This is a genomic window from Colwellia sp. MB02u-6 (assembly GCF_014077095.1).
Classification (GTDB): Bacteria; Pseudomonadota; Gammaproteobacteria; order Enterobacterales; family Alteromonadaceae; genus Cognaticolwellia.
Window position 1 is genome coordinate 134276 of sequence record NZ_JACGVG010000036.1, and the last position, 23511, is coordinate 157786.

General features: G+C 40.9%; 33 protein-coding genes and 1 tRNA gene. 2 read left to right on the plus strand and 32 right to left on the minus strand.

Translation table 11 applies throughout. The features are described from left to right. Position 1: 1 nt before the first annotated feature. Entirely contained in the window at positions 2-3046 is a 3045-nt protein-coding gene (locus H4J46_RS12480; protein ID WP_182233824.1) for an efflux RND transporter permease subunit, read from the minus strand. A gap of 5 nt (positions 3047-3051) precedes the next feature. Next, a complete protein-coding gene (locus H4J46_RS12485) occupies positions 3052-4044 on the minus strand; it encodes an efflux RND transporter periplasmic adaptor subunit (RefSeq protein WP_182233825.1) in 993 nt (330 codons plus the stop codon). A 451-nt stretch (positions 4045-4495) separates the two neighbouring features. Between H4J46_RS12485 and H4J46_RS12490 the strand changes: the two genes are divergently transcribed. Continuing rightward, positions 4496-4572 (plus strand) — tRNA-Arg (locus tag H4J46_RS12490). Positions 4573-4715: 143 nt separating this feature from the next. On the opposite strand, the gene H4J46_RS12495 is transcribed toward H4J46_RS12490, so the two are convergent. Further along, entirely contained in the window at positions 4716-7214 is a 2499-nt protein-coding gene (locus H4J46_RS12495) for a TonB-dependent receptor plug domain-containing protein (RefSeq protein WP_404851797.1), read from the minus strand. A 331-nt stretch (positions 7215-7545) separates the two neighbouring features. Here H4J46_RS12495 and H4J46_RS12500 point away from each other — a divergent pair, with 331 nt between their 5' ends. Beyond that, positions 7546-7950 carry an OsmC family protein gene (locus H4J46_RS12500; RefSeq protein ID WP_182233827.1) on the plus strand — a complete coding sequence of 135 codons (405 nt, stop codon included), beginning with the start codon at positions 7546-7548 and terminating at the stop codon, positions 7948-7950. Between the two features lie 230 nt (positions 7951-8180). Here the strand turns inward: H4J46_RS12500 and H4J46_RS12505 are convergent, their stop codons facing one another. The 29 genes from H4J46_RS12505 to rpsJ all read right to left on the minus strand — a co-directional run bounded on the left by H4J46_RS12505 (position 8181) and on the right by rpsJ (position 23065). Beyond that, positions 8181-9080, minus strand: coding sequence for a phosphoribulokinase (locus H4J46_RS12505; RefSeq protein WP_182233828.1), 900 nt, complete (start codon positions 9078-9080; stop codon positions 8181-8183). A 167-nt stretch (positions 9081-9247) separates the two neighbouring features. Beyond that, positions 9248-9655 (minus strand): 50S ribosomal protein L17, encoded by a 408-nt coding sequence (rplQ, locus tag H4J46_RS12510; protein WP_182233829.1) that lies wholly within the window; start codon positions 9653-9655, stop codon positions 9248-9250. A gap of 41 nt (positions 9656-9696) precedes the next feature. Beyond that, the gene (locus H4J46_RS12515; RefSeq protein WP_146877766.1) at positions 9697-10686 is read right to left on the minus strand and encodes a DNA-directed RNA polymerase subunit alpha; all 990 of its coding nucleotides are present in this window, start codon (positions 10684-10686) and stop codon (positions 9697-9699) included. A 24-nt stretch (positions 10687-10710) separates the two neighbouring features. Beyond that, positions 10711-11331: a 30S ribosomal protein S4 gene (gene rpsD / locus H4J46_RS12520; RefSeq protein ID WP_146877767.1), complete on the minus strand. Its 621-nt coding sequence runs from the start codon at positions 11329-11331 to the stop codon at positions 10711-10713. Positions 11332-11363: 32 nt separating this feature from the next. Then, positions 11364-11753: a 30S ribosomal protein S11 gene (rpsK, locus tag H4J46_RS12525; protein ID WP_076420861.1), complete on the minus strand. Its 390-nt coding sequence runs from the start codon at positions 11751-11753 to the stop codon at positions 11364-11366. A gap of 13 nt (positions 11754-11766) precedes the next feature. Next, on the minus strand, positions 11767-12123 hold the full coding sequence (gene rpsM, locus H4J46_RS12530; RefSeq protein WP_182137391.1) for a 30S ribosomal protein S13: 357 nt from the start codon (positions 12121-12123) through the stop codon (positions 11767-11769). A 133-nt stretch (positions 12124-12256) separates the two neighbouring features. After that, positions 12257-12370 carry a 50S ribosomal protein L36 gene (gene rpmJ, locus H4J46_RS12535; protein ID WP_182137244.1) on the minus strand — a complete coding sequence of 38 codons (114 nt, stop codon included), beginning with the start codon at positions 12368-12370 and terminating at the stop codon, positions 12257-12259. Positions 12371-12400: 30 nt separating this feature from the next. Further along, a complete protein-coding gene (gene secY / locus H4J46_RS12540; RefSeq protein ID WP_182137243.1) occupies positions 12401-13726 on the minus strand; it encodes a preprotein translocase subunit SecY in 1326 nt (441 codons plus the stop codon). An 8-nt stretch (positions 13727-13734) separates the two neighbouring features. Further along, entirely contained in the window at positions 13735-14169 is a 435-nt protein-coding gene (gene rplO / locus H4J46_RS12545) for a 50S ribosomal protein L15 (protein WP_182192291.1), read from the minus strand. A gap of 2 nt (positions 14170-14171) precedes the next feature. Then, positions 14172-14351, minus strand: coding sequence for a 50S ribosomal protein L30 (rpmD, locus tag H4J46_RS12550; protein ID WP_081151057.1), 180 nt, complete (start codon positions 14349-14351; stop codon positions 14172-14174). A 6-nt stretch (positions 14352-14357) separates the two neighbouring features. Continuing rightward, positions 14358-14867, minus strand: a complete 510-nt coding sequence (rpsE, locus tag H4J46_RS12555) for a 30S ribosomal protein S5 (RefSeq protein ID WP_146877772.1) — start codon at positions 14865-14867, stop codon at positions 14358-14360. A 9-nt stretch (positions 14868-14876) separates the two neighbouring features. After that, positions 14877-15230 carry a 50S ribosomal protein L18 gene (rplR, locus tag H4J46_RS12560; protein WP_182137241.1) on the minus strand — a complete coding sequence of 118 codons (354 nt, stop codon included), beginning with the start codon at positions 15228-15230 and terminating at the stop codon, positions 14877-14879. 9 nt (positions 15231-15239) lie between these two features. Then, the gene (rplF, locus tag H4J46_RS12565; RefSeq protein WP_182233830.1) at positions 15240-15773 is read right to left on the minus strand and encodes a 50S ribosomal protein L6; all 534 of its coding nucleotides are present in this window, start codon (positions 15771-15773) and stop codon (positions 15240-15242) included. Positions 15774-15785: 12 nt separating this feature from the next. Next, positions 15786-16175 (minus strand): 30S ribosomal protein S8, encoded by a 390-nt coding sequence (gene rpsH, locus H4J46_RS12570; RefSeq protein ID WP_404842454.1) that lies wholly within the window; start codon positions 16173-16175, stop codon positions 15786-15788. Positions 16176-16194: 19 nt separating this feature from the next. Further along, entirely contained in the window at positions 16195-16500 is a 306-nt protein-coding gene (gene rpsN / locus H4J46_RS12575) for a 30S ribosomal protein S14 (RefSeq protein WP_182233831.1), read from the minus strand. A gap of 4 nt (positions 16501-16504) precedes the next feature. Further along, on the minus strand, positions 16505-17050 hold the full coding sequence (gene rplE / locus H4J46_RS12580) for a 50S ribosomal protein L5 (protein WP_182233832.1): 546 nt from the start codon (positions 17048-17050) through the stop codon (positions 16505-16507). Between the two features lie 12 nt (positions 17051-17062). Continuing rightward, positions 17063-17377, minus strand: coding sequence for a 50S ribosomal protein L24 (gene rplX, locus H4J46_RS12585; protein ID WP_182137238.1), 315 nt, complete (start codon positions 17375-17377; stop codon positions 17063-17065). Positions 17378-17389: 12 nt separating this feature from the next. Then, a complete protein-coding gene (gene rplN, locus H4J46_RS12590; RefSeq protein ID WP_182137237.1) occupies positions 17390-17758 on the minus strand; it encodes a 50S ribosomal protein L14 in 369 nt (122 codons plus the stop codon). 362 nt (positions 17759-18120) lie between these two features. Next, positions 18121-18372 (minus strand): 30S ribosomal protein S17, encoded by a 252-nt coding sequence (gene rpsQ, locus H4J46_RS12595; protein ID WP_146877779.1) that lies wholly within the window; start codon positions 18370-18372, stop codon positions 18121-18123. Beyond that, entirely contained in the window at positions 18372-18563 is a 192-nt protein-coding gene (gene rpmC, locus H4J46_RS12600; protein ID WP_182192296.1) for a 50S ribosomal protein L29, read from the minus strand. The genes rpsQ and rpmC overlap by 1 nt, the downstream gene beginning before the upstream one ends. Next, a complete protein-coding gene (rplP, locus tag H4J46_RS12605) occupies positions 18563-18976 on the minus strand; it encodes a 50S ribosomal protein L16 (RefSeq protein WP_146877781.1) in 414 nt (137 codons plus the stop codon). The genes rpmC and rplP overlap by 1 nt, the downstream gene beginning before the upstream one ends. Positions 18977-18987: 11 nt before the next feature. Continuing rightward, positions 18988-19686, minus strand: coding sequence for a 30S ribosomal protein S3 (gene rpsC / locus H4J46_RS12610; RefSeq protein WP_146877782.1), 699 nt, complete (start codon positions 19684-19686; stop codon positions 18988-18990). 11 nt (positions 19687-19697) lie between these two features. Continuing rightward, a complete protein-coding gene (gene rplV / locus H4J46_RS12615) occupies positions 19698-20030 on the minus strand; it encodes a 50S ribosomal protein L22 (RefSeq protein ID WP_126667308.1) in 333 nt (110 codons plus the stop codon). 10 nt (positions 20031-20040) lie between these two features. Further along, positions 20041-20316, minus strand: coding sequence for a 30S ribosomal protein S19 (rpsS, locus tag H4J46_RS12620; protein WP_146877784.1), 276 nt, complete (start codon positions 20314-20316; stop codon positions 20041-20043). A 28-nt stretch (positions 20317-20344) separates the two neighbouring features. Further along, positions 20345-21169: a 50S ribosomal protein L2 gene (rplB, locus tag H4J46_RS12625; protein WP_182137235.1), complete on the minus strand. Its 825-nt coding sequence runs from the start codon at positions 21167-21169 to the stop codon at positions 20345-20347. A 12-nt stretch (positions 21170-21181) separates the two neighbouring features. After that, positions 21182-21484 (minus strand): 50S ribosomal protein L23, encoded by a 303-nt coding sequence (gene rplW, locus H4J46_RS12630; RefSeq protein ID WP_182192297.1) that lies wholly within the window; start codon positions 21482-21484, stop codon positions 21182-21184. Next, positions 21481-22086, minus strand: a complete 606-nt coding sequence (gene rplD, locus H4J46_RS12635; RefSeq protein WP_146877787.1) for a 50S ribosomal protein L4 — start codon at positions 22084-22086, stop codon at positions 21481-21483. Before rplD ends, rplW begins: the two co-directional genes overlap by 4 nt. Before the next feature lie 15 nt (positions 22087-22101). Further along, positions 22102-22740 carry a 50S ribosomal protein L3 gene (gene rplC, locus H4J46_RS12640; protein ID WP_182233833.1) on the minus strand — a complete coding sequence of 213 codons (639 nt, stop codon included), beginning with the start codon at positions 22738-22740 and terminating at the stop codon, positions 22102-22104. A gap of 13 nt (positions 22741-22753) precedes the next feature. Continuing rightward, positions 22754-23065 (minus strand): 30S ribosomal protein S10, encoded by a 312-nt coding sequence (rpsJ, locus tag H4J46_RS12645; RefSeq protein WP_070375080.1) that lies wholly within the window; start codon positions 23063-23065, stop codon positions 22754-22756. Positions 23066-23511 lie beyond the last annotated feature (446 nt).

Here is a 23511-nt window from a genome sequence, read left to right on the forward strand (position 1 = left end):
ATTATGCTTTAATCTTTCTTGAAAAGTCTGTTTTTGTAAATAACTCGGTGAGTATCGGCACAATGATAAAACTCGCAATAGCCGAAACACATAAGCCAGAAATAATAACGACACCCAAGGGTTGCCACAAACTGCCACCAAAAAGTGTTAAGGGTAATAAACCGCCAATAGTTGTAATTGTTGTTAATAATATTGGCGTAAAACGCGTGGCACTGGCAGATAAAATAGCTTGTTTTTTATCTAAACCTGTTGATAAATTTCGGTTGGTTGTGTCGATTAAAATAATGGCATTATTAACCACAATACCAAAGAGGCTTATCAAGCCAATAAAAGCCATCATAGAAAATGACAGGTTAGTTAAATACAAGCCAAATACTGCGCCTGCCATAGCAAAAGGTATTGAAGTAAAAATGATCAGTGGCTGTGAAAATGATTTAAATTGCAAAACTAGAATAGCAAAAATACCGATAGCTGTTATTAACATAATTTGTGACAGGCCCGAAAAAGACTCTTGTCGAGACTCTTCTTCTCCCCCTAAGCGGTAATACATACCTACTGGCAATGTATACTTATCTAGGTAGTTAACCACTTCACTGGTGATTGCTTGCACAGAATAACCTTGGGCTGCATCAGCCGATACACGTGCCATACGTAACTTTTGATAATGAAAAAAATCTGTCCGGCCTTTATGCAATTTTATCTCAACAAACTGCCCTAAAGGAATACTCTCACCTTGTTGATTAACAATTGTTATATCAGAAAGTACGGTTAAAGCACTTTTAGGCCGACGCACTAAAATAGGATAGTTCTCACCATTAACATCATTAAATTGTCCAATAAATGTGCCCGAAAGCGCGGTTTGAATACTATTATCCAACTGGTTTATGTCTATGCCTGACAGTGCTGCTTTATCATAATCTATCGCTAAGACTAATTCAGTATTGGCAATACCAATAGGATTATCTAGATTAATTACTCCTTCAATTGCAGCCATTTGGCTTTGTAAATCACTAGCAACCTCTTCAAGATCAGATAAGGATTCGCTGATCAATCTAATGGTAATCGGCTGATCAGTCACCGGGCCTTGAGTAAATTCCTTCACAGTAATTTTTGCTTGATGCCATTGTGAAAATTCTGCTCGTAACACCTTGACCAAAGTATTTACTGCTGTCTCATCATATGACTTCAATACCAATAGCACTTGACCATAACTTGCTACACCACGTTTAGGAATTTCGTTGTAATAAATACGGGGATTAGAGCTACCAACATTAAGGGCAACTTTATCAACATAGGGTTGAGTTTTCATAAACGCTGTCATCGAGTGCATAACATCATTGGTATAATCTAATGATGAGTTAGCCGGTGTTTCAACATCAATTAACAACATTGCTTTCTCAGCTTTAGGAAATAAGCTCACCCCTACTTGCCCAAAGAGAGATGCCATAGCAAGTAAGGCGACGAAGGCGAGCACTAACATGATAAGTTTTATATTCATTAAACGACCTAGCCACCCAACATAATAGCGCTCAGCAAATATGTTGACATAATGTTGTAGCGCTTTAACTTTACTGGGTTTTTGACTAAAAAACTTACTGGCCAGTAAGGGGGTAAGTGTTAAGGCAATCAGCAAAGATGCCAACAGTACCAATACCACAGTCACTGGCATCGAACGCACAAAATCACCTGTGTCGCTCGCCAGCATAAGCATGGGTAAAAAAGCCAACATGGTAGTGACTGTGCCACTCGTAATGGCCCAACCAACTTTACTGGTGCCTATTGCCGAGGCTTGCGCCAACGTTGCTGCATTTTTCTTTTCCTGGTGAATACTCTCTGTGACGACAATGGCATTATCAACTAACAAACCTAAGGCAATAATTAACCCTACGATAGACATTTGTTGCAGGCCAAAACCTGCAAAATCGAGCCAACCAATAGCAATTAAGAAAGACAATGGGATGGCAATAAGGACCACAATAGCTTCGCGTAACCCTAAAAATATTAATGACATTAGCCCAACAAGCACTAAACCTTGCCATAAGTTATCAAAAAAGCCGTTAACGCGATTTTCTACACCGTCAGATTGCTTAAACAGCATGGCTGTTTTAATGGTGTCAGGCAGCGTTTGTTTAAACGCCAATATTTCTTCATCAATGGCTTCAGTGAGCGCAAATATATTGGTATTTGATCTTTGCTCTACCGTCAAAAATATCACCGGCTTGCTATCGTAGTAAGCCAAATAGCTAGGTTCTCTACTAGAAAAACCAACACTGGCGACATCTTTTAAACGAATAACGCTTGTGTCATTCGAAAATACCACTGTGTTGTTAAGCTCGTCAATATGTTGAAAGTTACCACTGGTTTTAACATTAAATCGCCGTGTATTAGCGTCAACAAAACCTGGTGTAATGTTAATAGCCCGTTTTTGTAGCAAACTATTAATGGTGAGCATACTAATGCCGTAGTGTTTTAACATCGCAAGGTTTAAATCTACGGCCACAACCTGTGTTGGATAGCCCCATATATCGGCTTTTTTTACTGCTTCAATAGCTTCCAAACGTTTTTCAAGCTGTTTTGCGTGAAATTCCATACTTTTATAGTCAGTGATTTCACTCCAAAGAGCCAACTGAATAATAGCCACACTAGTGGGTGTTGCTTTTAACACTAAGACATCTTGTACACCTTCAGGTAAGCTTGGCTTGACCGTTGATACCGCTTGTTTAATTTCGTTATAAGCGGTATTGGGATCGCTACCATATAAAAAGGTTATGTAGATGCGGGCACCGCCATTTTTAATTTGTGACTCAATTTTTTTAATGCCTTCAATATCAGAAAATTCTTCTTCAAGCGGATCAACCACTAAGGTTTCAATATCAGTAGGTGACGCACCTGGATAGATAATTTCCAGCAAGATAATTGGAATATCAAATTGAGGGTCTTCAGAACGAGGCATATGAAAATATGAAACAATGCCGACAAGTACCATCAGCACAATAATAGTGAAGGTAAACTGAGCATTTTTTATGGCAATACGAGGAAGCTGCATAATAACTAATGTCCAGCCACGACAATATTTTGCCAACCTTTAGTGACTATTTTTAAAGCTTGGTCATTACGCACTGCTTTTAAGTAGACATAATCATTGTCTACCTGAAAGACTTGAAAACTATGCTCTTTAAAAACTGAATTATCTGAGGACTGCACAATAACAATGGCTTTATCTTCGTCATCAACAGCAACAAGTGCTGCTATTGGCAGCTGATAAACAAACTTGTCACTTTCAAAATCGATGCTAATTCTGGCAAGTTGTCCTGCGATCATACCTGAGGTTATTTTTATTTTCGGTAACAAAACCTCAATAATAAATAACTGGCTGCTTTCATTAGCCATGGCAGGAATTTTACTAATAACGCCTTCAACCATACCGGCTTGACTTAAAGCGACGCTAGCTTTTTGACCTAATCGAACTTGGCTAATTTCTTGGCCTGTTAGTGCCACTTTTATCACCCAGTCTAACTTGGCAATTTTCAGTACTTGATGGCCCGGACTTTGGAACTCACCAAGCTCTGTATCGCGGGCTAACACAACGCCTGAAAACGGTGCATATATTTTGGCTTTAACTAAATTATAATAAGCTACTTGATAAGACGCTTGAGTGGTTTCTACTCGAGTGATAGCAGCGTCCATATCGCGCTCAGAAGCCAGTTGATTATCCATTAAACCACTAATGCGTTTCACTTCACGCTTTGCTTGTGTCATTTGTGCATAATTGGAACTTTTCTGTTCTGTTAACTCAGTAATATCAAGCGACGCTAACAATTCCCCTTTCTTAAATTGCTCGCCCTCGTCAATACTGAGTAACGTTAAGTAGCCACTAGTTTTAAATGACAGGCTCAATGTTCTCTTGTAATCAAGCTTTCCAGTACGTTCAATGGTACCTCGGTAAAGTTCAGCGCTGATCACTTCTGTATCATATGACTGAGCCAATAGCGGTTTCGCTATTAAGATAAGTGATAAGGTAAATACAATTAAGAATCGTTTCATAGCCAAGTGTTTACTTATAGGGTCTTGAGATAAAAGATATTATGGCCTTTACTTTAGGCATCTTCATGACGAAAGTACATCTTTTCCCCCATTATATTAACAATATATTAAACTCATGTTAATGTAATAGCCTATTCGTCGCAAAGTGCAAACCGCAGAAACACCTTGTTATGCAGCTAGATTAATAGTGCATTTAAAGCTAATTTACATAAATGACTCAAAAGTGAAGCTTTTACATAATAAATTTCGCAATCTTCTAGACATAAACGACGATAATCTATAGTATTTGCCGCGCTTAAATCTTTTCAATATACTCCGATGCTTTAGCTAGATACAGCACTGTCTCTAAAAAGGATGTTGATTAATAAAGCGTTAACAATCAATTAGATGATTTTATTCTTATTGAATGATAACTTATTGTTTGTTATATCTATGTAACACAAGTCAAAAACCACCCGTAGCTCAGCTGGATAGAGTACACGCCTCCGAAGCGTGTGGTCACAGGTTCAATTCCTGTCGGGTGGGCCACTTTTTCAATAGATGCCTAGATTAATTTCAGTTATTTACCAAACGCTTATTCAAACCTCAGATTACGACTGTTATTAAATAAAAAGAGCACTACTGTGTAGTGCTCTAATAATAAAATTTAATTTAATTTTCTAAACTAGACACTAGAAACTAAAGTTTACTCGTGCATAATAGCTCATGCCATCGAAGCCATAAGGTAGCGCTCTGACTGGGTATTTAAAGGCTCCATTAGTAATAAAGTTTAAGACTTCATCTTCACCAAGCTCATCGGGTGTCTTATCAAATACGTTATTTATACCGGCAGATAATTGTAAAGTATCGCTAAGCTGATACGCTAGATTAACGTCAATTAATAACGCTGACTCTACAACACTGGTCGGTTTAAAACTGCCTGTTGGTGATAAAAATCCGGGTAGTCCGATATGATCATTACCAAAATACATAATGTCAGTCTCACCATAGTAATTGGCTCTAATAACGCCACTCCATGCTTGGTTACTATAGTCAAAGGTCAAAGTCGCACGTTGTTTCGGTTGTCCATCCGTTAAGAAGCTACGTTGTAAATCGTCTAACGCGACATTTTCTGGAATACCTTCTGGCGAGTTTACACTATCAATTTTAGTCTCATTTAAATTACCCGCGAGCGTTACGTCTAAATTACCTGCTAATAGCTCTGTCTGATAAGTAATAACAAGATCGAGCCCTTGGGTAGTAGAGTTCACTGCATTTGAGAAGTAATTACCTTGTACTGCCCCTGTAGCGTTGAGCGCCGTCAATGCCTCAGTATTAAATGACACGTCATTAGCATTTAACAAACTACCTAAGGTAATGCGATCATCAATCTTGACTCGATAGGCATCTAAAGAGACCGATAGAGCACTGTTAACATCATAAACCAGCCCTAGGCTTATATTTTTAGATGTTTCAAGCTGTAAACTATCTACACCTAATGCTGAAGGAAATGCTGAACCCGCTGTTGCGGTAAATGATGACAATAACACGCCGCCTGCACCTAAGTTAGTGGTGTAGGCAGTATATGCACTTTGCTGAAGAGACGGTGCTCTAAAACCTGTTGATAATGCTCCTCTGACGGCTAAACTTTCGGTAAGTTCATAACGCGTTGATAACTTACCAATGAGCTTGCTACCGGCTTCAGAGAAATCTTCGTAACGTAATGCTGCACCTAGGTTCCATTGCTCTGTAATTTGCTGTTCAAGATCAAGATATAAGGCATAACTGTGACGGTCTGCATCATTTGCTGCATCTGGTCTTAAGCCTGGATACGCTTGAAAACCACAACCCGCGAAAACATTACTATCGATCACAGACACAGAAGAGCTTGAACTATTATTTGCACCACAAGCGTATGAAGCGACTTCACCAGCAACAATTTCATAATTTTCTTGGCGATATTCAGCACCAAAAGCAACAAACAGTGTTTCGCCACTATTCATTTCGATAAGGCCTGAAATATCGGCGTTGAAAGTTAATTGATCATACCTAAAGCCACCAGAGTAACCTGATGTTGGTCCGGCGTTATTAGCAATGTCTTGATCGCTTGCTGTAGGGTTCAGTGCTAGATATTCTGCAGCATAAGAAGCGTTGATGGTATTGTTAGAATAAAAGTCATATTCATTTTCGCCATAGGTGGTGGAAACATCAAAACTCCAATCATCATTTAACTCGCCCCTTAGGCCAAATGCTGTTGATATATCTTGTGCTTCATTATCAATGCGAGGTAAAAATCCATCTGGATAAATTTGTGGTACATTTTTTTCAGCTTCATTAAAGCTACGGTAAAAACCATTACCTAAAGCGGTTCTATTTGAGTATCCACCAAAAGCATAAAGCTCCATATTCTCTAATGGTAGCATCGCATTATAGAAAAATGACTTGAAGCTTGATTCAGCATTACCTTGGCCCCATCGAACCTTTTTAGATAAGGTACCGGCTGGCGTTGTTGAACTGCCGCCGGTATCTTTTTGAGCGCGATTAGTGCCGTCGTAATCTCTATATTCAGCGGTTAAATTAATAAAACCGCCCGCTTTACCTAAATCAAAACCCGTATTTAAGCCTGCAGCTAAAACATCACCGTCTTCCTCTCCTGTAGCACCCGTTTGAATAAAGCCCGATGTCACATTTGTGCTGTCTTTAAGCTCAAGGTTTATTACACCCGCGATAGCATCGGAACCGTATTGAGCAGCGGCGCCATCGCGAAGTATTTGCACATTTTTTAGCGCGGTCATGGGGATTGCATTCATATCAGTACCGGCGGCACCCGCACCAACGGTACCATTTAACCCGAAAATGGCTTGATTGTGACGTCGCTTGCCGTTAACTAGCACTAAGGTCTGATCAGGCTGTAGACCTCGAAGCGTTGCCGGTCTAAATAAGTCAGAACCGTCTGATACTTGCGTTCTACTAAAATTAAATGACGGAGCCATAGCCTGAAGACTTTGACCTAATTCACTAAAACCACCTTTGGTTAATGACTCACTGGAAATAATATCAATAGGGGAACTTGACTCAGTTGCTGTTCTACTTGAAACACGAGAGCCAAGTATTGAAATGGTTTCTAAATTTTCATCAACAGAGGCTGTAGCAGCCGCAAAAGATGGTGAGCAAGAAAATGATGTACCTATAGCGATAGCTAGGGTGTGTAAACGAAAATATTTATTAAAGAACAACTTTTTCACCTTTAATTTAGAAATAAAAAAACCACAAGTTTGTGGCGATAAATTTACAGTGAAACTAAACATTATTCCATCATTTTATTGACAATTAACAGGCGATTCAACTTTCGCCTGATTTGACCTGTGATCGACAAAAATTTTATTGATAACAATATCAATAAATTTAGATTTACCTAGCCGCCATTAATATGATTTCAGCAACAAATGTTATTAGAGTTAGTAGCTAATGTTATTATAACTGGTTAACATTCAGCTGAATTTAACACTCAGGAAAATATAAATGAAAGCACAAGTAAAATGGATCGGCGAAGAAATGTTTATCGGCACGTCTGAAAGTGGCCACACGATTGTATTAGATGCGAACGCAGGTGCTCTGGCGCCAAGCCCATTAGAAAGTGTATTGATATCTCTAGGCGCTTGTTCTTCAGTTGATGTGGTGAGTATATTGGAAAAAGCACGACAAGCTATTACTAGCTGTAAAGTGGAAATATCAGCTCAACGCGTTGATACTGTGCCAAAATTATTTTCTGATATCCACTTACATTTCGTTATTCAAGGCAACAATGTTAGTACTAAGCATGTTGAGCGTGCGATCAGTTTATCTGCTGATAAATATTGTTCGGTAGCATTGATGCTAAATAAGTCGGTTAATATTACTCACGACTTCGAGATTATGGGTCTATAGCCCATTTGCTACCATTATAGCTGCTAGGGTAACCTTCTTTTTACCTTGGCGACGCTTTAAGCTTTTGACATTGAATGCTGAAGTAAGTCAACTGGGCCTTAAATTCTTTCAGTCGCTACTCATTGTTTCCTTCCTATAAAAATAATTCACAGAGAGAAAAGAAAAACGGCAGGAGTAGTAAAGGTCAAATCAAATAATTTGTTACCGGCTTAAAAAATATTGGCCTAGGATCACAAGTCACTCATCCAATCAAGTTGTTTGTTTGCTTCACTCTTTCTAAGCATTAAGTCTTTAATCAACGGGGTTAATAATAATTCCATTGCTAAGCCCATTTTTCCACCAGGCACAACTAGGGTGTTCATGCGAGACATAAATGATCCATCGATCATGCTGAGGTAATACGGAAAATCGAGTTGACTTGACTCACGGCAACGAATCACCACAAAACTCTCATCTAACGTTGGAATCGCTTTAGCACTAAAAGGATTTGAGGTATCAACAGTCGGGACTCTTTGAAAATTAATATGGGTACGCGAAAACTGAGGTGTGATAAATGAAATGTAATCTTCCATACTTCTCACAATACTTTGGGTTACAGCCTCACGACTATGACCGCGCTTGTCGGTGTCACGTATAATCTTCTGTATCCATTCTAAATTTACAATCGGCACCATACCTATGAGTAGATCAACATGCTTTGCTACGTCATTATTTTCGGTAACAACCCCACCATGCAACCCCTCGTAGTAAAGTAGATCCGTGCCCTCGCCCAGAGCTTCCCACGGGGTAAAAGTACCTGGCATTTGGTTATAAGGCACCGCTTCATCGAATGTATGCAGGTAACGGCGCATTTTTCCTTTACCTGTTTCTGAGTAATCTTTAAATAATTTTTCTAAGGCGTGAAAATCATTGGCCGCAGCGCCAAAGTAACTTAATTTAAGTTGCTGTTCTTTCGCTTTGCGCTTTTCTAAATCCATTTCTTGGCGCGAATAGCGATGGAAACTATCTCCCTCAACGTTTGCTGATGTAATGCCCAATGAACGAAAAATATGCTCAAACGATTCTGTTGTCGTAGAAGTGCCTGCACCCGAAGAGCCGGTAACAGCGATGATAGGATTTCGTGACGACATAATGGATGACCTTATTATTAATGGATAATTGTTATACGAGGTATTACTAGGCGGGTCAAGCTTTAGCTCATGTTCTTACCTTAGGGTAGGTGATTTTAGCGCACAAAAAAGCGGAGCCTAAGCTCCGCTTTTAATATCGTCAGAATAAATTTAGTACAAGTACTAAATTATGCTTCTGCGCTAACTTCTTCAACTACTTCAGCGGCTTCTTCTACTGCTGGGCGGTCAACAAGTTCAACATAAGCCATAGGGGCTTTATCACCAGTACGGAAACCACATTTTAAAATGCGAGTGTAACCACCTGGACGTTCTTGGTAACGAGCACCAAGTTCGTTGAATAAAATACCTACTACTTCTTTATCTTGTGTACGAGCAAACGCTAAACGGCGATTTGCAACACTGTCGGTTTTGGCCAATGTAATTAGTGGCTCAACAACGCGACGTAGTTCTTTAGCTTTAGCAACAGTAGTTTTGATCAAACCGTGCTTCACTAATGAACTTGCCATATTGCGGAACATCGCCTGGCGATGACTGCTATTACGGTTTAACTGGCGACCGCTTTTACGATGGCGCATAAGTTAATCCTTATCTCAACTATTAAAAAACGATGATCGACTTAGTCGTTATCAGCTATGCTTTCTGGTGGCCAGTTTTCTAGGCGCATGCCTAGAGACAAGCCACGAGACGCCAAAACGTCTTTGATTTCGGTTAAAGACTTCTTACCTAAATTAGGTGTTTTAAGAAGTTCAACCTCAGCACGCTGTACTAAATCGCCAATATATTGAATTGCTTCTGCTTTTAAGCAGTTTGCTGAACGAACAGTAAGTTCAAGGTCATCAACAGGACGAAGCAAAATAGGATCAAACAGTGGTTTTTCCTCTTTTGGCTCTACTTCAGTCACATCACGAAGCTCTACAAACGCATCTAGCTGTTCAGCTAGAATAGTTGAAGCGCGACGAATTGCTTCTTCAGGATCTAACGTACCGTTAGTTTCCATGTCTAAGACTAGTTTGTCCAAATCTGTACGTTGTTCAACACGTGCAGAATCAACGTCATAGGCAATTCTTACAACAGGACTGAATGAAGCATCAACTAACAAACGTCCAATTGCACGATCTTCTTCCTCGGCATCACGTCGAGTTGAAGCAGGAACGTAACCACGTCCCATCTCAACCTTTATACGCATACTGATAGAGCCATCACCTGTCAAATGACAGATTACATGAGTTGGATTTGCAATTTCTACATCACCATCATGTTGGATATCGGCTGCCGTTACAGGGCCTTCACCAGATTTAGTTAAGGTAAGAACAGCTTCATTTTTACCTTCTAAACTTATAGCTAATCCTTTAAGGTTTAACAGTATTTCGATGATGTCTTCTTGCACACCCTCTTTACTACTGTACTCATGAAGTACACCGTCAATTTCAACTTCAGTTACAGCACAACCTGGCATTGAAGATAAAAGAATGCGGCGTAACGCATTACCTAAAGTGTGACCAAAACCACGTTCTAATGGTTCTAAAGTTACTTTAGCACGAGTAGGGCTAATAGTTTCGATACCAACCAATCGTGGTCTAAGGAATTCGGTTACAGAACCCTGCATTATGTCCTCTCTTAAAGTGCAACTTTACTTAGAGTAAAGTTCAACAATCAACTGTTCATTAATTTCGGCAGACAAGTCAGAACGATCAGGAACACGTTTAAAAACGCCTTCAAGTTTCTTGTTATCTACTTCAATCCAAACTGGCTTCTCACGTTGTTCAGCTAATTCTAAAGCAGCGATGATACGCGCTTGAGTTTTAGACTTTTCACGTACAGAAACTGCATCTTCAGCTTTAACAGTGAAAGATGGAATATTAACAACAACACCGTTAACTACGATAGCTTTATGGCTAACGAGTTGACGAGCTTCAGCACGAGTGCTTGCATAGCCCATACGGTATACTACGTTATCAAGACGTTTCTCTAAAAGTTGCAACAAGTTTTCACCTGTATTGCCTTTTAGACGAGCCGCTTCTTTATAGTAGTTGCGGAATTGTTTTTCTAGTACGCCATAAATACGACGAACTTTTTGTTTTTCACGAAGCTGAATACCGTAATCAGATAAACGACCGCGACGGGCGCCATGTTGACCTGGTATTGTTTCGATTTTACATTTAGTGTCAATTGCTCTAACACCGCTTTTAAGGAACAAATCTGTACCTTCGCGGCGACTAAGCTTTAACTTAGGACCTAAATATCTAGCCATTTTCTTTCTCCAACAATCCTAAAAAAGTACGATTAAACGCGACGTTTCTTAGGAGGACGACAACCATTATGAGGAATCGGCGTTACGTCTGTAATGTTGGTGATTTTAAAACCAGCAGCATTTAAAGCACGGATAGCAGATTCACGACCTGGACCCGGACCTTTAACGAACACTTCAATATTCTTCAAGCCAAACTCTTGTGCAGCTTTACCAGCACGATCTGCAGCTACTTGCGCAGCAAATGGAGTAGATTTACGTGAACCACGAAAACCTGAACCACCAGCAGTCGCCCATGATAAGGCGTTACCTTGACGATCTGTAAGAGTTACGATTGTGTTGTTGAAAGATGCATGGATATGAGCCATGCCGTCAGCAACTTGTTTTTTAACGCGTTTACGCGTACGTACAGGTGTTTTAGCCATTATCTAGTTCCTCTTACTTCTTAATTGGCTTACGAGGACCTTTACGGGTGCGCGCATTAGTTTTAGTGCGTTGACCACGTAGAGGAAGACTGCGACGATGGCGAATACCACGGTAACAACCTAAATCCATAAGACGTTTAATGTTCATTGAAACTTCACGGCGTAAATCACCTTCTACGGTGTATTTATCCACTTCTGTACGAAGCAAATCAATTTGAGCTTCGTCCAATTCACTGATCTTAGTTGACTCTGCAATACCAGTTGCAACACAAATTGCTTTCGCACGTGTTGCTCCGATACCGAAGATCGCAGTAATGGCGATTACTGCATGCTTACGATCAGGGATGTTAATGCCAGCGATACGGGCCACTAAACACATCTCCTATTTTTAAATTAAAATTTACCAGTTGAAAAGCCCGTTAGGATACTCAACCAGCCGCATTTCTTTGTAAATCGAAGCGGCATTATACAGACTTATCTGCATAATGCTACTGCTTAAAGATTTAGCCTTGACGTTGTTTATGCTTTGGCTCTTCGCAGATTACGCGAATAACACCAGCACGTTTAACAATTTTACAGTTACGACAAATCTTTTTTACGGATGCACGTACTTTCATTCTATATACTCCGTTACCTAACGACTCAGTCTAACGACCGTAGCCCTTAAGGTTTGCTTTCTTAAGTACATTGTCATATTGATGTGACATCAAATGGGTTTGTACTTGTGCCATAAAATCCATTATCACAACTACAATAATAAGTAGTGATGTGCCGCCAAAGTAAAAATTGACGTCCCATGCCATGATAATAAACTGAGGTACCAAACAGATAAAGGTAATATACATCGCACCAGCTAAGGTTAAGCGAGTCATAACTTTATCGATGTATTTTGACGTTTGCTCACCAGGACGGATCCCAGGAATAAACGCACCGGATTTTTTCAGGTTATCTGCCGTTTCACGCGGATTAAAAACAAGCGCCGTGTAAAAGAAACAGAAAAATATTATCGCAGCGGCAAGTAACATGACATATAGCGGCTGTCCTGGAGAAATAGCAATTGATACTTCTTGTAGGAAATCAGCAACCATACCTTCACCTTGACCAAACCAGCTCGCAAGCGTGCCTGGAAACAAGATAATACTTGAAGCGAAAATTGGTGGAATAACACCCGCCATATTGACTTTGAGCGGTAAATGCGTGCTTTGGGCAGCGAAAACCTTACGGCCTTGCTGACGTTTAGCATAGTTAACAACAATACGTCGTTGACCACGTTCCACAAATACTACAAAGAAAGTAGTAGCAAATATAATTACGCCAATTAACAATAATACTAATAAGTGCAATTCACCTTGACGCGCCGCCTCTGCTGTTTGAGCAACAGCTGACGGCATACCAGCAACTATACCTGCAAATATCAAGACAGAAATACCGTTACCAATACCGCGTTCAGTAATTTGTTCACCTAACCACATTAGAAACATGGTACCAGTAACCAAACTTACTACCGCAGCAAAGTAGAATCCGAAACCTGCGTCCATTACTAGACCTGGCATCATTCCCGGTAAACTTCTTGCTATTGCAATTGATTGTACAGTCGCTAGAACTAAAGTGCCGTAGCGGGTGTATTGACTGATTTTACGTCGTCCAGCTTCACCTTCTTTTTTCAATTCTGCCATCGCCGGGTGCATGACCGTAAGCAATTGCATTATGATTGAAGCTGAGATGTACGGCATAATACCCAGTGCCAATACAGAGGCTCGCTCAAGTGCACCACCAGAGAACATGTTAAACATCTCTACAATGGTGCCCTTTTGTTGATCAAACAACTGAGCTAATACAGCGGCGTCAATACCAGGGATTGGCACAAATGTTCCCAAACGAAGCACAATAAGTGCACCGAATACAAACCATAATCTTTGTTTAAGCTCGGACAAGCCGCCCTTTGCTTTATTATCAATTCCTGGTGTAGCCATAACCTGTACTATTCCTCGATTTTTCCGCCTGCCGCTTCAATAGCTGCACGTGCGCCTTTAGTAACACCTAAACCACGTATAGTAATTGGACGAGTGATATCACCAGAAAGCATGATTTTCACTGCAACAATGTTACGTGTGATTAAGTTAGCATCTTTAAGGGCAAAGATATCGACAACATCACCTGTGATGTTATTTAGTTCATGTAAACGTACTTCAGCGCGAACTAAAGATTTACGTGACGTAAAACCAAACTTAGGTAAACGTTGTTTCAATGGCATTTGACCACCTTCGAAACCAGGACGTACACTACCGCCAGAACGAGATTTCTGACCTTTGTGACCACGACCGCCTGTTTTCCCTATGCCAGAACCAATACCACGCCCACAGCGTTTCTTGGCTTTCTTAGCACCTGGTGCAGGAGATAAAGTATTTAAATGCATTATTAATCCTCCACCTTAATCATATAAGATACTTGATTAATCATACCACGTACAGAGGGAGTATCTTCTAACTCTACTGTATGACGGATACGACGTAAACCAAGACCCTTTAATGTAGCTCTATGCTTCGGTAAACGACCGATAGAACTTTTTAACTGAGTTATTTTAACTGTTTTAGCCATGCTCAATTACCCCAAGATATCTGAAACGCTTTTGCCACGCTTTGCTGCAACAGCTTCAGGCGAATGCATATTCGCAAGAGCAGATACAGTAGCGCGAACTACGTTGATTGGGTTAGTAGAACCGTATGCTTTTGACAATACGTTCTGTACGCCTGCAACTTCAAGTACTGCACGCATAGCGCCACCGGCGATAATACCTGTACCTTCAGAGGCTGGTTGCATGTAAACTTTAGAACCAGAATGCTTGCCAATAATGACATGCTGAAGAGTAGTACCCTTCAAATCTACGGTTACTAAGTTACGACGCGCTTTTTCCATTGCTTTTTGGATTGCAGCAGGCACTTCACGTGCTTTACCGTAACCAAAACCAACGCGACCAGCACCATCACCAACTACGGTTAATGCTGTGAAACTGAAAATACGACCACCTTTAACCACTTTTGAAACGCGGTTAACTGCGATTAGCTTTTCAGCCATATCACTTTGTTGTGAGTTTTCTTGATTATGATTAGCCATTATCAACCCCTAAAACTGAAGACCAGCTTCGCGAGCTGCATCTGCTAACGCTTTCACGCGACCATGGTAACGGAAACCTGAACGGTCAAAAGCAACACTTGTGATGCCTTTAGCTACTGCACGTTCTGCAAGAGCCTTACCTACAGCCGTAGCTGCTTCAACGTTGCCTGTTTTTTCTAACTGAGCACTAACTTCTTTATCTAAAGTAGACGCTGATGCGATTACTTCAGAACCTGTTGGTGCAATCAATTGCGCGTAAATATGACGAGGAGTACGGAATACAACTAAACGATTCGCACCCAACTCGCTAATTTTTGCACGAGAGCGTTTAGCTCTGCGCAAACGAGATGTTTTCTTATCCATAGTATTACCCTACTTCTTCTTAGCTTCTTTACGACGGACATTCTCATCACTATAACGAATTCCTTTACCTTTATAAGGCTCAGGTTTACGGTATGCGCGAATGTTCGCTGCAGTTTGACCGACCAACTGTTTATCAGCACCTTTCAGTATGATTTCAGTTTGGGTAGGAGTTTCAACGGTAATCCCTTCAGGGATTGCGTGCTCAACCGGATGCGAAAAACCTAAAGATAAGTTTAAAATCTTACCTGCAGCTTTAGCACGGTAACCAACACCGTTTAACAATAACTTCCTTTCAAAACCTTTACTAACACCTTCAACCATATTATTGATTAAAGAGCGTACAGTACCGGCTTGGGCCCAAGCGCCTTTAGTATCGGCGACGATATTAGTGATGATATTGCTCTCTTCTTGAGAAACAACAACAGCGCTATGGATCGTATGCGATAATTCGCCAATTGGACCTTTAACTTTGATGTCTTGACCTGATAACGTAATAGTAACGCCAGCAGGGATTGCGACATGTGCTTTTGCAACACGAGACATAATTCTGCTCCTTTACTCTACGAAACCAAGAACTTCACCGCCAAGACCCGCATTGCGAGCGGCGCGATCAGTCATTAGACCTTTAGAAGTAGAAATAATTGCGATACCCATGCCTGCTAATACTTTAGGAAGCTCTTGAGCACCTTTGTATACGCGAAGACCTGGACGTGAAACACGTTTGATCACTTCAATTACTTCTTTACCTTCAAAATATTTCAATTCAACAGTTAATTCAGGCTTTGCATCGCTTGAAACTGTAAATTCTGAAATGTAACCTTCTTCTTTAAGTAAGTTGGCAAGTGCAACTTTTACCTTAGAAGATGGCATTTTTACTGCAGTTTTTGCTGCAGATTGACCGTTGCGGATGCGTGTAAACATGTCCGCGATAGGATCAGTCATCATAACCATTTACTCCCGTGAATTACCAACTAGCTTTCTTAAGACCTGGAACTTCACCGCGCATCATAGTTTCGCGTAATTTAATACGGCTTAAACCAAATTTACGTAAGAAACCATGTGGACGGCCAGTAATGTTACAACGGTTACGTTGACGACTACTACTCGAATCACGAGGTAAACTTTGAAGTTTCAATACAGCATCCCAGCGTTCTTCATCAGAAGAATCAGCACCAGAGATGATAGCTTTTAGTGCACTACGCTTTTCAGCATATTGAGCAACTAACTTGGTTCTTTTAGCTTCACGAGCTTTCATTGACGTTTTTGCCATAACTCTACACCTTCTTCTTAAATGGGAAGTTGAAGGCAGCCAATAATGCATGACCCTCTTCATTGTCCTTCGCACTTGTAGTGATAGTGATATCCATTCCGCGAATTTTATCGATTCTATCGTACTCGATTTCAGGGAAAATGATTTGCTCACGTACGCCCATGCTGTAGTTACCACGACCATCGAATGACTTAGGATTTAAGCCACGGAAATCGCGGATACGAGGAATAGAAATAGAGATTAAACGCTCTAAAAATTCCCACATACGTTCGCCACGTAGAGTTACTTTTGTGCCTATAGGATAGCCTTCACGAATTTTGAAGCCCGCAACTGATTTGCGTGCTACTGTCGTGACCGGCTTTTGACCTGAGATTGCAGTAAGATCATTTGTGGCGTGTTCTAAAACTTTTTTATCAGAAATAGCTTCGCCAACGCCCATGTTAAGGGTGATCTTTTCAATCCGAGGGACTTGCATGACACTTTTATAACCAAATTGCTTTTGCAATTCAGCTACAACTGTATCTTTATATAAATCATGCAGTTTCGCCATCGTTTACTCCAATTAAATTAATTCGTTATTAGATTTGAAAAAGCGCGCTTTTTTGCCGTCTTCATCTCTAAAACCAACACGATCTGCTTTGCCAGTAGCTGGGTTAACAATCGCAACGTTGGATACATTTAAAGGTGCTTCTTTTTCAACAATCCCACCAGGCTGCTGTAACTGAGGTACAGGCTTAGTGTGCTTCTTGATTAAATTAATACCTTCAACAAATACTTTGCCGTCTTCAACAAGAACTTTGGTCACTTTACCAGTTTTGCCCTTGTCTTTACCTGCAAGTACGATTACTTCATCATCACGACGAATCTTAGATGCCATTATCGTGACTCCTTATAGTACTTCTGGTGCAAGTGAAACAATTTTCATGAATTTTTCATTACGAAGTTCACGAGTCACAGGACCGAAAATACGAGTACCAATTGGTTGTAAGTTAGCATTTAACATTACAGCCGCATTTTCATCAAAACGGATGGTAGAACCATCTGAACGACGAACACCTTTCTTAGTGCGCACCACTACTGCAGTTAGGACATCACCTTTTTTAACTTTGCCGCGAGGAGTTGATTCCTTCACTGCAATTTTAATGATGTCACCAATGCGTGCGTAGCGACGGTGCGAACCACCAAGAACCTTTATACATTGTACACGTCGAGCGCCGCTGTTATCAGCTACGTTCAATTGTGATTGCATTTGGATCATTTAATATGTCTCCGCTAAATTATCTTTATAAAAGATTAAATTCAAGGCCAGAAATTTGACCCGTCACTGCCTTCTAAATCCCACTCACAACGAGCGGGCGCGAGATTATAACACCGGTGATTTAAAAGTGATACTTTATTTAGCTAAAAAGTAACCACTATGCTAGGAGGGGTCTGTGGGATGATTGCTGCCACAGTCACGAAAAAATGCGCTATACCTGGGCTATAAAACACTTAATTATCCGGTATCAATATCACTTTCAAAAAATGACGTTTAAAAATCTATCTATAATTTATTTCAAAAAAAAGGCCCTGCCGAAGCAGAGCCTTTTAAAAGTTCTTATTGTGAATTAGATCAAGCGATTAAGCTTTCTCTAATACGCTTACCAAAGTCCAAGACTTAGTCTTAGAAATTGGTGCACATTCACGAATAGATACTAAATCACCAGCTGCACATTGGTTAGTTTCATCATGCGCTTTCAACTTAGTTGAACGCGTCATGTACTTACCGTACATAGGGTGCTTAACACGTCGTTCGATCAGGACAGTGATAGACTTATCCATTTTGTCACTGACGACACGACCTTGTAGTGTACGAATTTTTGCTTCGCTCATTACTTACCTGCCTTCTCAGTTATGATAGTCTTAACACGCGCGATGCTACGGCGTACATTTCTTTGCAAATGAGTTTGCGTTAACTGACCTGTGCTTGCTTGCATGCGATAGTTAAACTGTTCGCGTAACAACTCAAGCAATTCAGCGTTTAGCTCTTCAATGCTTTTTTCTTTCAATTCACTAGCTTTCATTACATCACCGTTCTAGTTACGAAAGTTGTTTTGAACGGAAGTTTAGCTGCCGCTAAAGCAAATGCTTCGCGAGCAATCTCTTCCGAAACACCTTCCATTTCATAAAGAACACGACCAGGTAGAATTTGGCATACCCAATATTCCACTGAACCTTTACCTTTACCCATACGAACTTCAAGAGGTTTTTTAGTAATTGGCTTATCAGGGAATACACGGATCCAGATTTTACCTTGACGCTTCACGTGACGAGTCATTGCTCGACGAGCCGCTTCAATTTGACGCGCAGTCATACGACCACGTTCCATTGATTTTAACCCGAAAGTACCGAAGCTTACTGAACTACCTACATGTGCAAGACCGCGGTTACGCATTTTAAATTGCTTGCGGAACTTAGTACGTTTTGGTTGTAACATTACTTATTCCCCTACTTACTGGTCTTGCGGTTAGGTTTTCTTTTAGGCTTAGCAGCTGGTTGCTCTACTTGTAATGGCATGTTGCCAATTACTTCGCCTTTAAAGATCCATACTTTGATACCGATAACACCGTAAGTGGTATCAGCACGCGCAATTGAGTAATCAATATCAGCACGTAAAGTGTGTAATGGAACACGACCTTCACGATACCATTCAGCACGTGCAATATCTGCACCGCCTAAACGACCACTTACTTGTACTTTGATGCCTTTTGCGCCTAAACGCATAGCATTTTGTACAGCACGTTTCATCGCACGACGGAACATTACACGACGTTCTAATTGACTAGCGATGCTATCAGCAACAAGCTGCGAATCCATTTCTGGCTTACGCACTTCAGCAATGTTGATTTGAGCAGGAACACCAGCAATTTTAGAAACCGCTAAACGTAGTTTCTCAACATCTTCGCCTTTCTTACCGATTACAACACCCGGACGAGCCGTGTGGATTGTAACGCGGATAGATTTAGCTGGACGTTCAATTACAATTTTTGATAATGAAGCACGCTTAAGCTTTTCAGTTAAATATTCACGAACCAAATGGTCACCGTGTAAATTAGCTGCGAAATCTTTAGTACTTGCAAACCAAGTAGACGCGAAAGGTTTCGTGATACCTAAGCGAATACCATTTGGATGGACTTTTTGACCCATTCTAATATCTCCTAGCTATCAGATACAATCACAGTAATGTGACTTGTACGCTTAAGGATTCGATCCGCGCGACCTTTCGCACGAGGCTTAATACGTTTCATTGTTGGACCATCGTCAACCATAATAGTTTTTACGATAAGCTCGTCAATGTCTGCACCTTCGTTGTGCTCTGCGTTAGCAATAGCTGAATCAAGTACTTTTTTAACCAAAACAGCAGCAGATTTATTGCTGAATGTTAAGATCTCGAGTGCTTTTTCAACGTGCAAGCCGCGGATCTGATCCACAACTAAGCGTGCTTTTTGTGCAGAGCCACGGGCAAATTTATGTGTAGCAATAGCTTCCATCTAATTTCCCCTATCTCTTCGCTTTCTTATCCGCGACATGGCCACGGTAAGTACGAGTTGGTGCAAATTCACCTAATTTGTGACCGATCATTTCATCAGTTACAAATACAGGTACGTGTTGACGGCCATTATGGACGGCAATGGTCAATCCGATCATCGTAGGGATGATCATTGAACGACGAGACCAAGTCTTAATTGGCTTTTTAATCCCGCTTTCCACCGCTGTCTCTACCTTCGTCAACAAGTGTAGGTCTATAAATGGACCTTTCTTGAGAGAACGTGGCATGGTGATTCCTCTTTAATTAAAAGTACTATTATTTAGCACGACGACGTACGATAAATTTATCGGTACGCTTGTTAGAACGAGTCTTGTAACCTTTAGTTGGTACACCCCAAGGTGATACCGGGTGACGACCGCCTGATGTTTTACCTTCACCACCACCGTGTGGGTGATCAACTGGGTTCATGGCAACACCACGAACAGTTGGTCGAACACCACGCCAGCGTGAGGCACCAGCTTTACCCAAAGAGCGAAGCATGTGTTCAGCGTTGCCGATTTCACCTAAAGTAGCACGACAATCTGACTCTATTTTACGCATTTCACCAGAACGAAGACGTAAAGTGACATAAGCACCGTCTTTCGCAACTAACTGCGCGTAAGTGCCAGCAGCACGTGCGATTTGAGCACCTTTACCTGGTTTAAGTTCGATTGCGTGAACAACACTACCTAATGGTGTGTTGCGAAGTGGTAAAGTGTTACCTGGCTTAATAGGAGCATCGACACCAGACTGGATTGAATCTCCAGCGCTTAAGCCTTTAGGGGCTAGGATGTAACGACGTTCACCATCAGCGTAAAGTACTAGTGCAATATTTGCACTACGGTTTGGATCATATTCCAAACGTTCTACTTTAGCAGGGATACCATCTTTATTACGTTTAAAGTCAACCATACGATAATGTTGCTTGTGTCCACCACCAATGTGACGAACAGTAATGCGACCATTATTATTACGACCACCAGATTTAGACTTAGTGTCTAATAATGGTGCGTAAGGCTTACCTTTATGCAACTCCGTGTTTACCACTTTAACAACGTGGCGACGACCCGGAGAAGTAGGTTTACATTTAACTATAGCCATTTTCGTAAACTCCTATGATTCCGCGCCAACGAAGTTGATTTCACTGCCTTCAGCAAGTGTAACGTATGCTTTTTTCCAATCGCTTCTGCGACCAAAACGAGCACCAGTACGTTTCACTTTACCTTTGACATTTAATGTACGAACACCATCAACTGAAACTTCAAAAAGTTTCTCAACAGCAGCTTTGATTTCAGCTTTAGTAGCAGTAGTGGCAACTTTGAAAACAACTGTGTTGTTAACTTCAGCAGCCATAGTGCTTTTCTCAGAAATGTTCGGTGCTAAAAGCACTTTCAGTAAACGTTCTTCGTTTATCATCCTAACATCTCCTCAAGTTGCTTAACTGCTGATGCAGTCATCAAAACTTTTTCGAAACCTACCAAGCTAACTGGGTCAATACCGTCTACGTCACGCACGTCAACTTTATACAAGTTGCGCGCTGATAAGAACAAGTTCTCATCAACATCTGGAGTAACGATTAATACGTCTTTTAGCTCCAATGCGTTAAGTTTAGCTACTAACTCTTTAGTTTTTGGTGTTTCAACTGTAAAATTTTCTACCACGATCAAGCGTTCTTGACGAACTAGCTCAGAAAGGATGCTTTTAATCGCACCACGGTACATTTTACGGTTTACTTTTTGGCTGTGATCCTGTGGCTTAGCAGCGAATGTTACGCCACCTGTACGCCAGATTGGACCACGACTAGTACCAGCACGTGCACGGCCAGTACCTTTTTGACGCCATGGTTTTGCGCCGCCACCACTAACTTCTGAACGAGTTTTTTGAGCACGAGTACCTGCACGAGCACCAGCTGCATAAGCAACTACTACTTGGTGTACAAGAGCTTCATTAAACTCAAGTCCAAAAGTTGTTTCAGAAACTTCAAGAGCGCCTGAAGCGTCTTTTAATGCTAATTCCATCACAAATCTCCTGGACTAGGCTTTAACAGCTGGTTTGATGATTACGCTACCGTTGATTGCACCCGGAACCGCACCTTTAATAAGGAGCAAGTTACGTTCTACATCAACACGAACCAATTCAAGGTTTTGCGTTGTAACTTTTGCAGCACCCATGTGACCAGACATTTTTTTGCCTTTGAAAACACGACCTGGTGTTTGACACATACCTATCGAACCGTTTGAACGGTGAGATAGTGAGTTACCATGAGTTGCATCTTGCATTGAAAAATTCCAACGCTTAATACCACCTTGGAAACCTTTACCTTTTGAGGTGCCAGTAACATCTACTAATTTCGTGTCGTTAAATAACTGCACAGTGATTTCACTGCCAGCTACAAGACCTTCGCCTTCATCTGCATTTAAGCGGAATTCCCACAGGCCACGGCCTGCTTCGATACCAGCTTTCGCAAAATGACCAGCTGTTGGCTTGTTAACACGGTTAGCTTTTTTGCTTCCCGTAGTAACTTGAAGCGCCGAATAACCATCGTTGTCAACAGTTTTAACCTGAGCAACACGGTTCGCTTCAACTTCTAGGACGGTTACAGGAGTAGATACGCCATCTTCAGAGAAGATGCGAGTCATGCCCACTTTACGTCCAACTAGACCTATAGTCATGTTAAAACTCCTATTAACCCAAGCTGATTTGAACGTCAACACCAGCTGCAAGATCTAAACGCATTAATGCATCTACAGTCTTCTCAGTTGGTTCTACGATATCAATCATGCGTTTGTGAGTACGAATTTCGTACTGATCACGTGCATCTTTGTTAACGTGTGGTGAAGTCAAGATAGTGAAACGTTCTTTGCGTGTAGGAAGTGGAATTGGACCACGAACCTGTGCGCCAGTACGTTTAGCAGTATCAACGATTTCAGCTGTTGATTGATCAATCAAACGATGATCGAACGCTTTCAAACGAATGCGAATTCTTTGATTTGACATTAAGACAAATCCCCATTTTAAAGAACAACAAAATACTGCCCATCACCTTTTTATATAAAAGGGGGGAGTATCGCTATAACATTCAACTCCATATCGGAATTGCTGTGTGTTAACTATTAATAATTAAAACTAATACGTTAACTAATAAACACGTTGAGACGAGCTCGACGTGGAGGCGTATTATACAGAGAGCGATGATAATTTCAACTATTTATTTAACAACTTTAACACCTATAACTTTCTCGTTTCTAAATATAGACTTGCCAGTCTAAGAAGGCTCAACTACATATGGATTGAAGGCTAGATCATCGATGATGCGTGTAGCGTAAAGTAGGTTGTCAGAATCAGAAATAATTGTGCTATTGTTGCAATCAATAATGTAACCAATAAGCCTTTAATAACTTGCCTGTGCGAAGTTAAGATCGACGCTAGCAAAATCGTCTCCT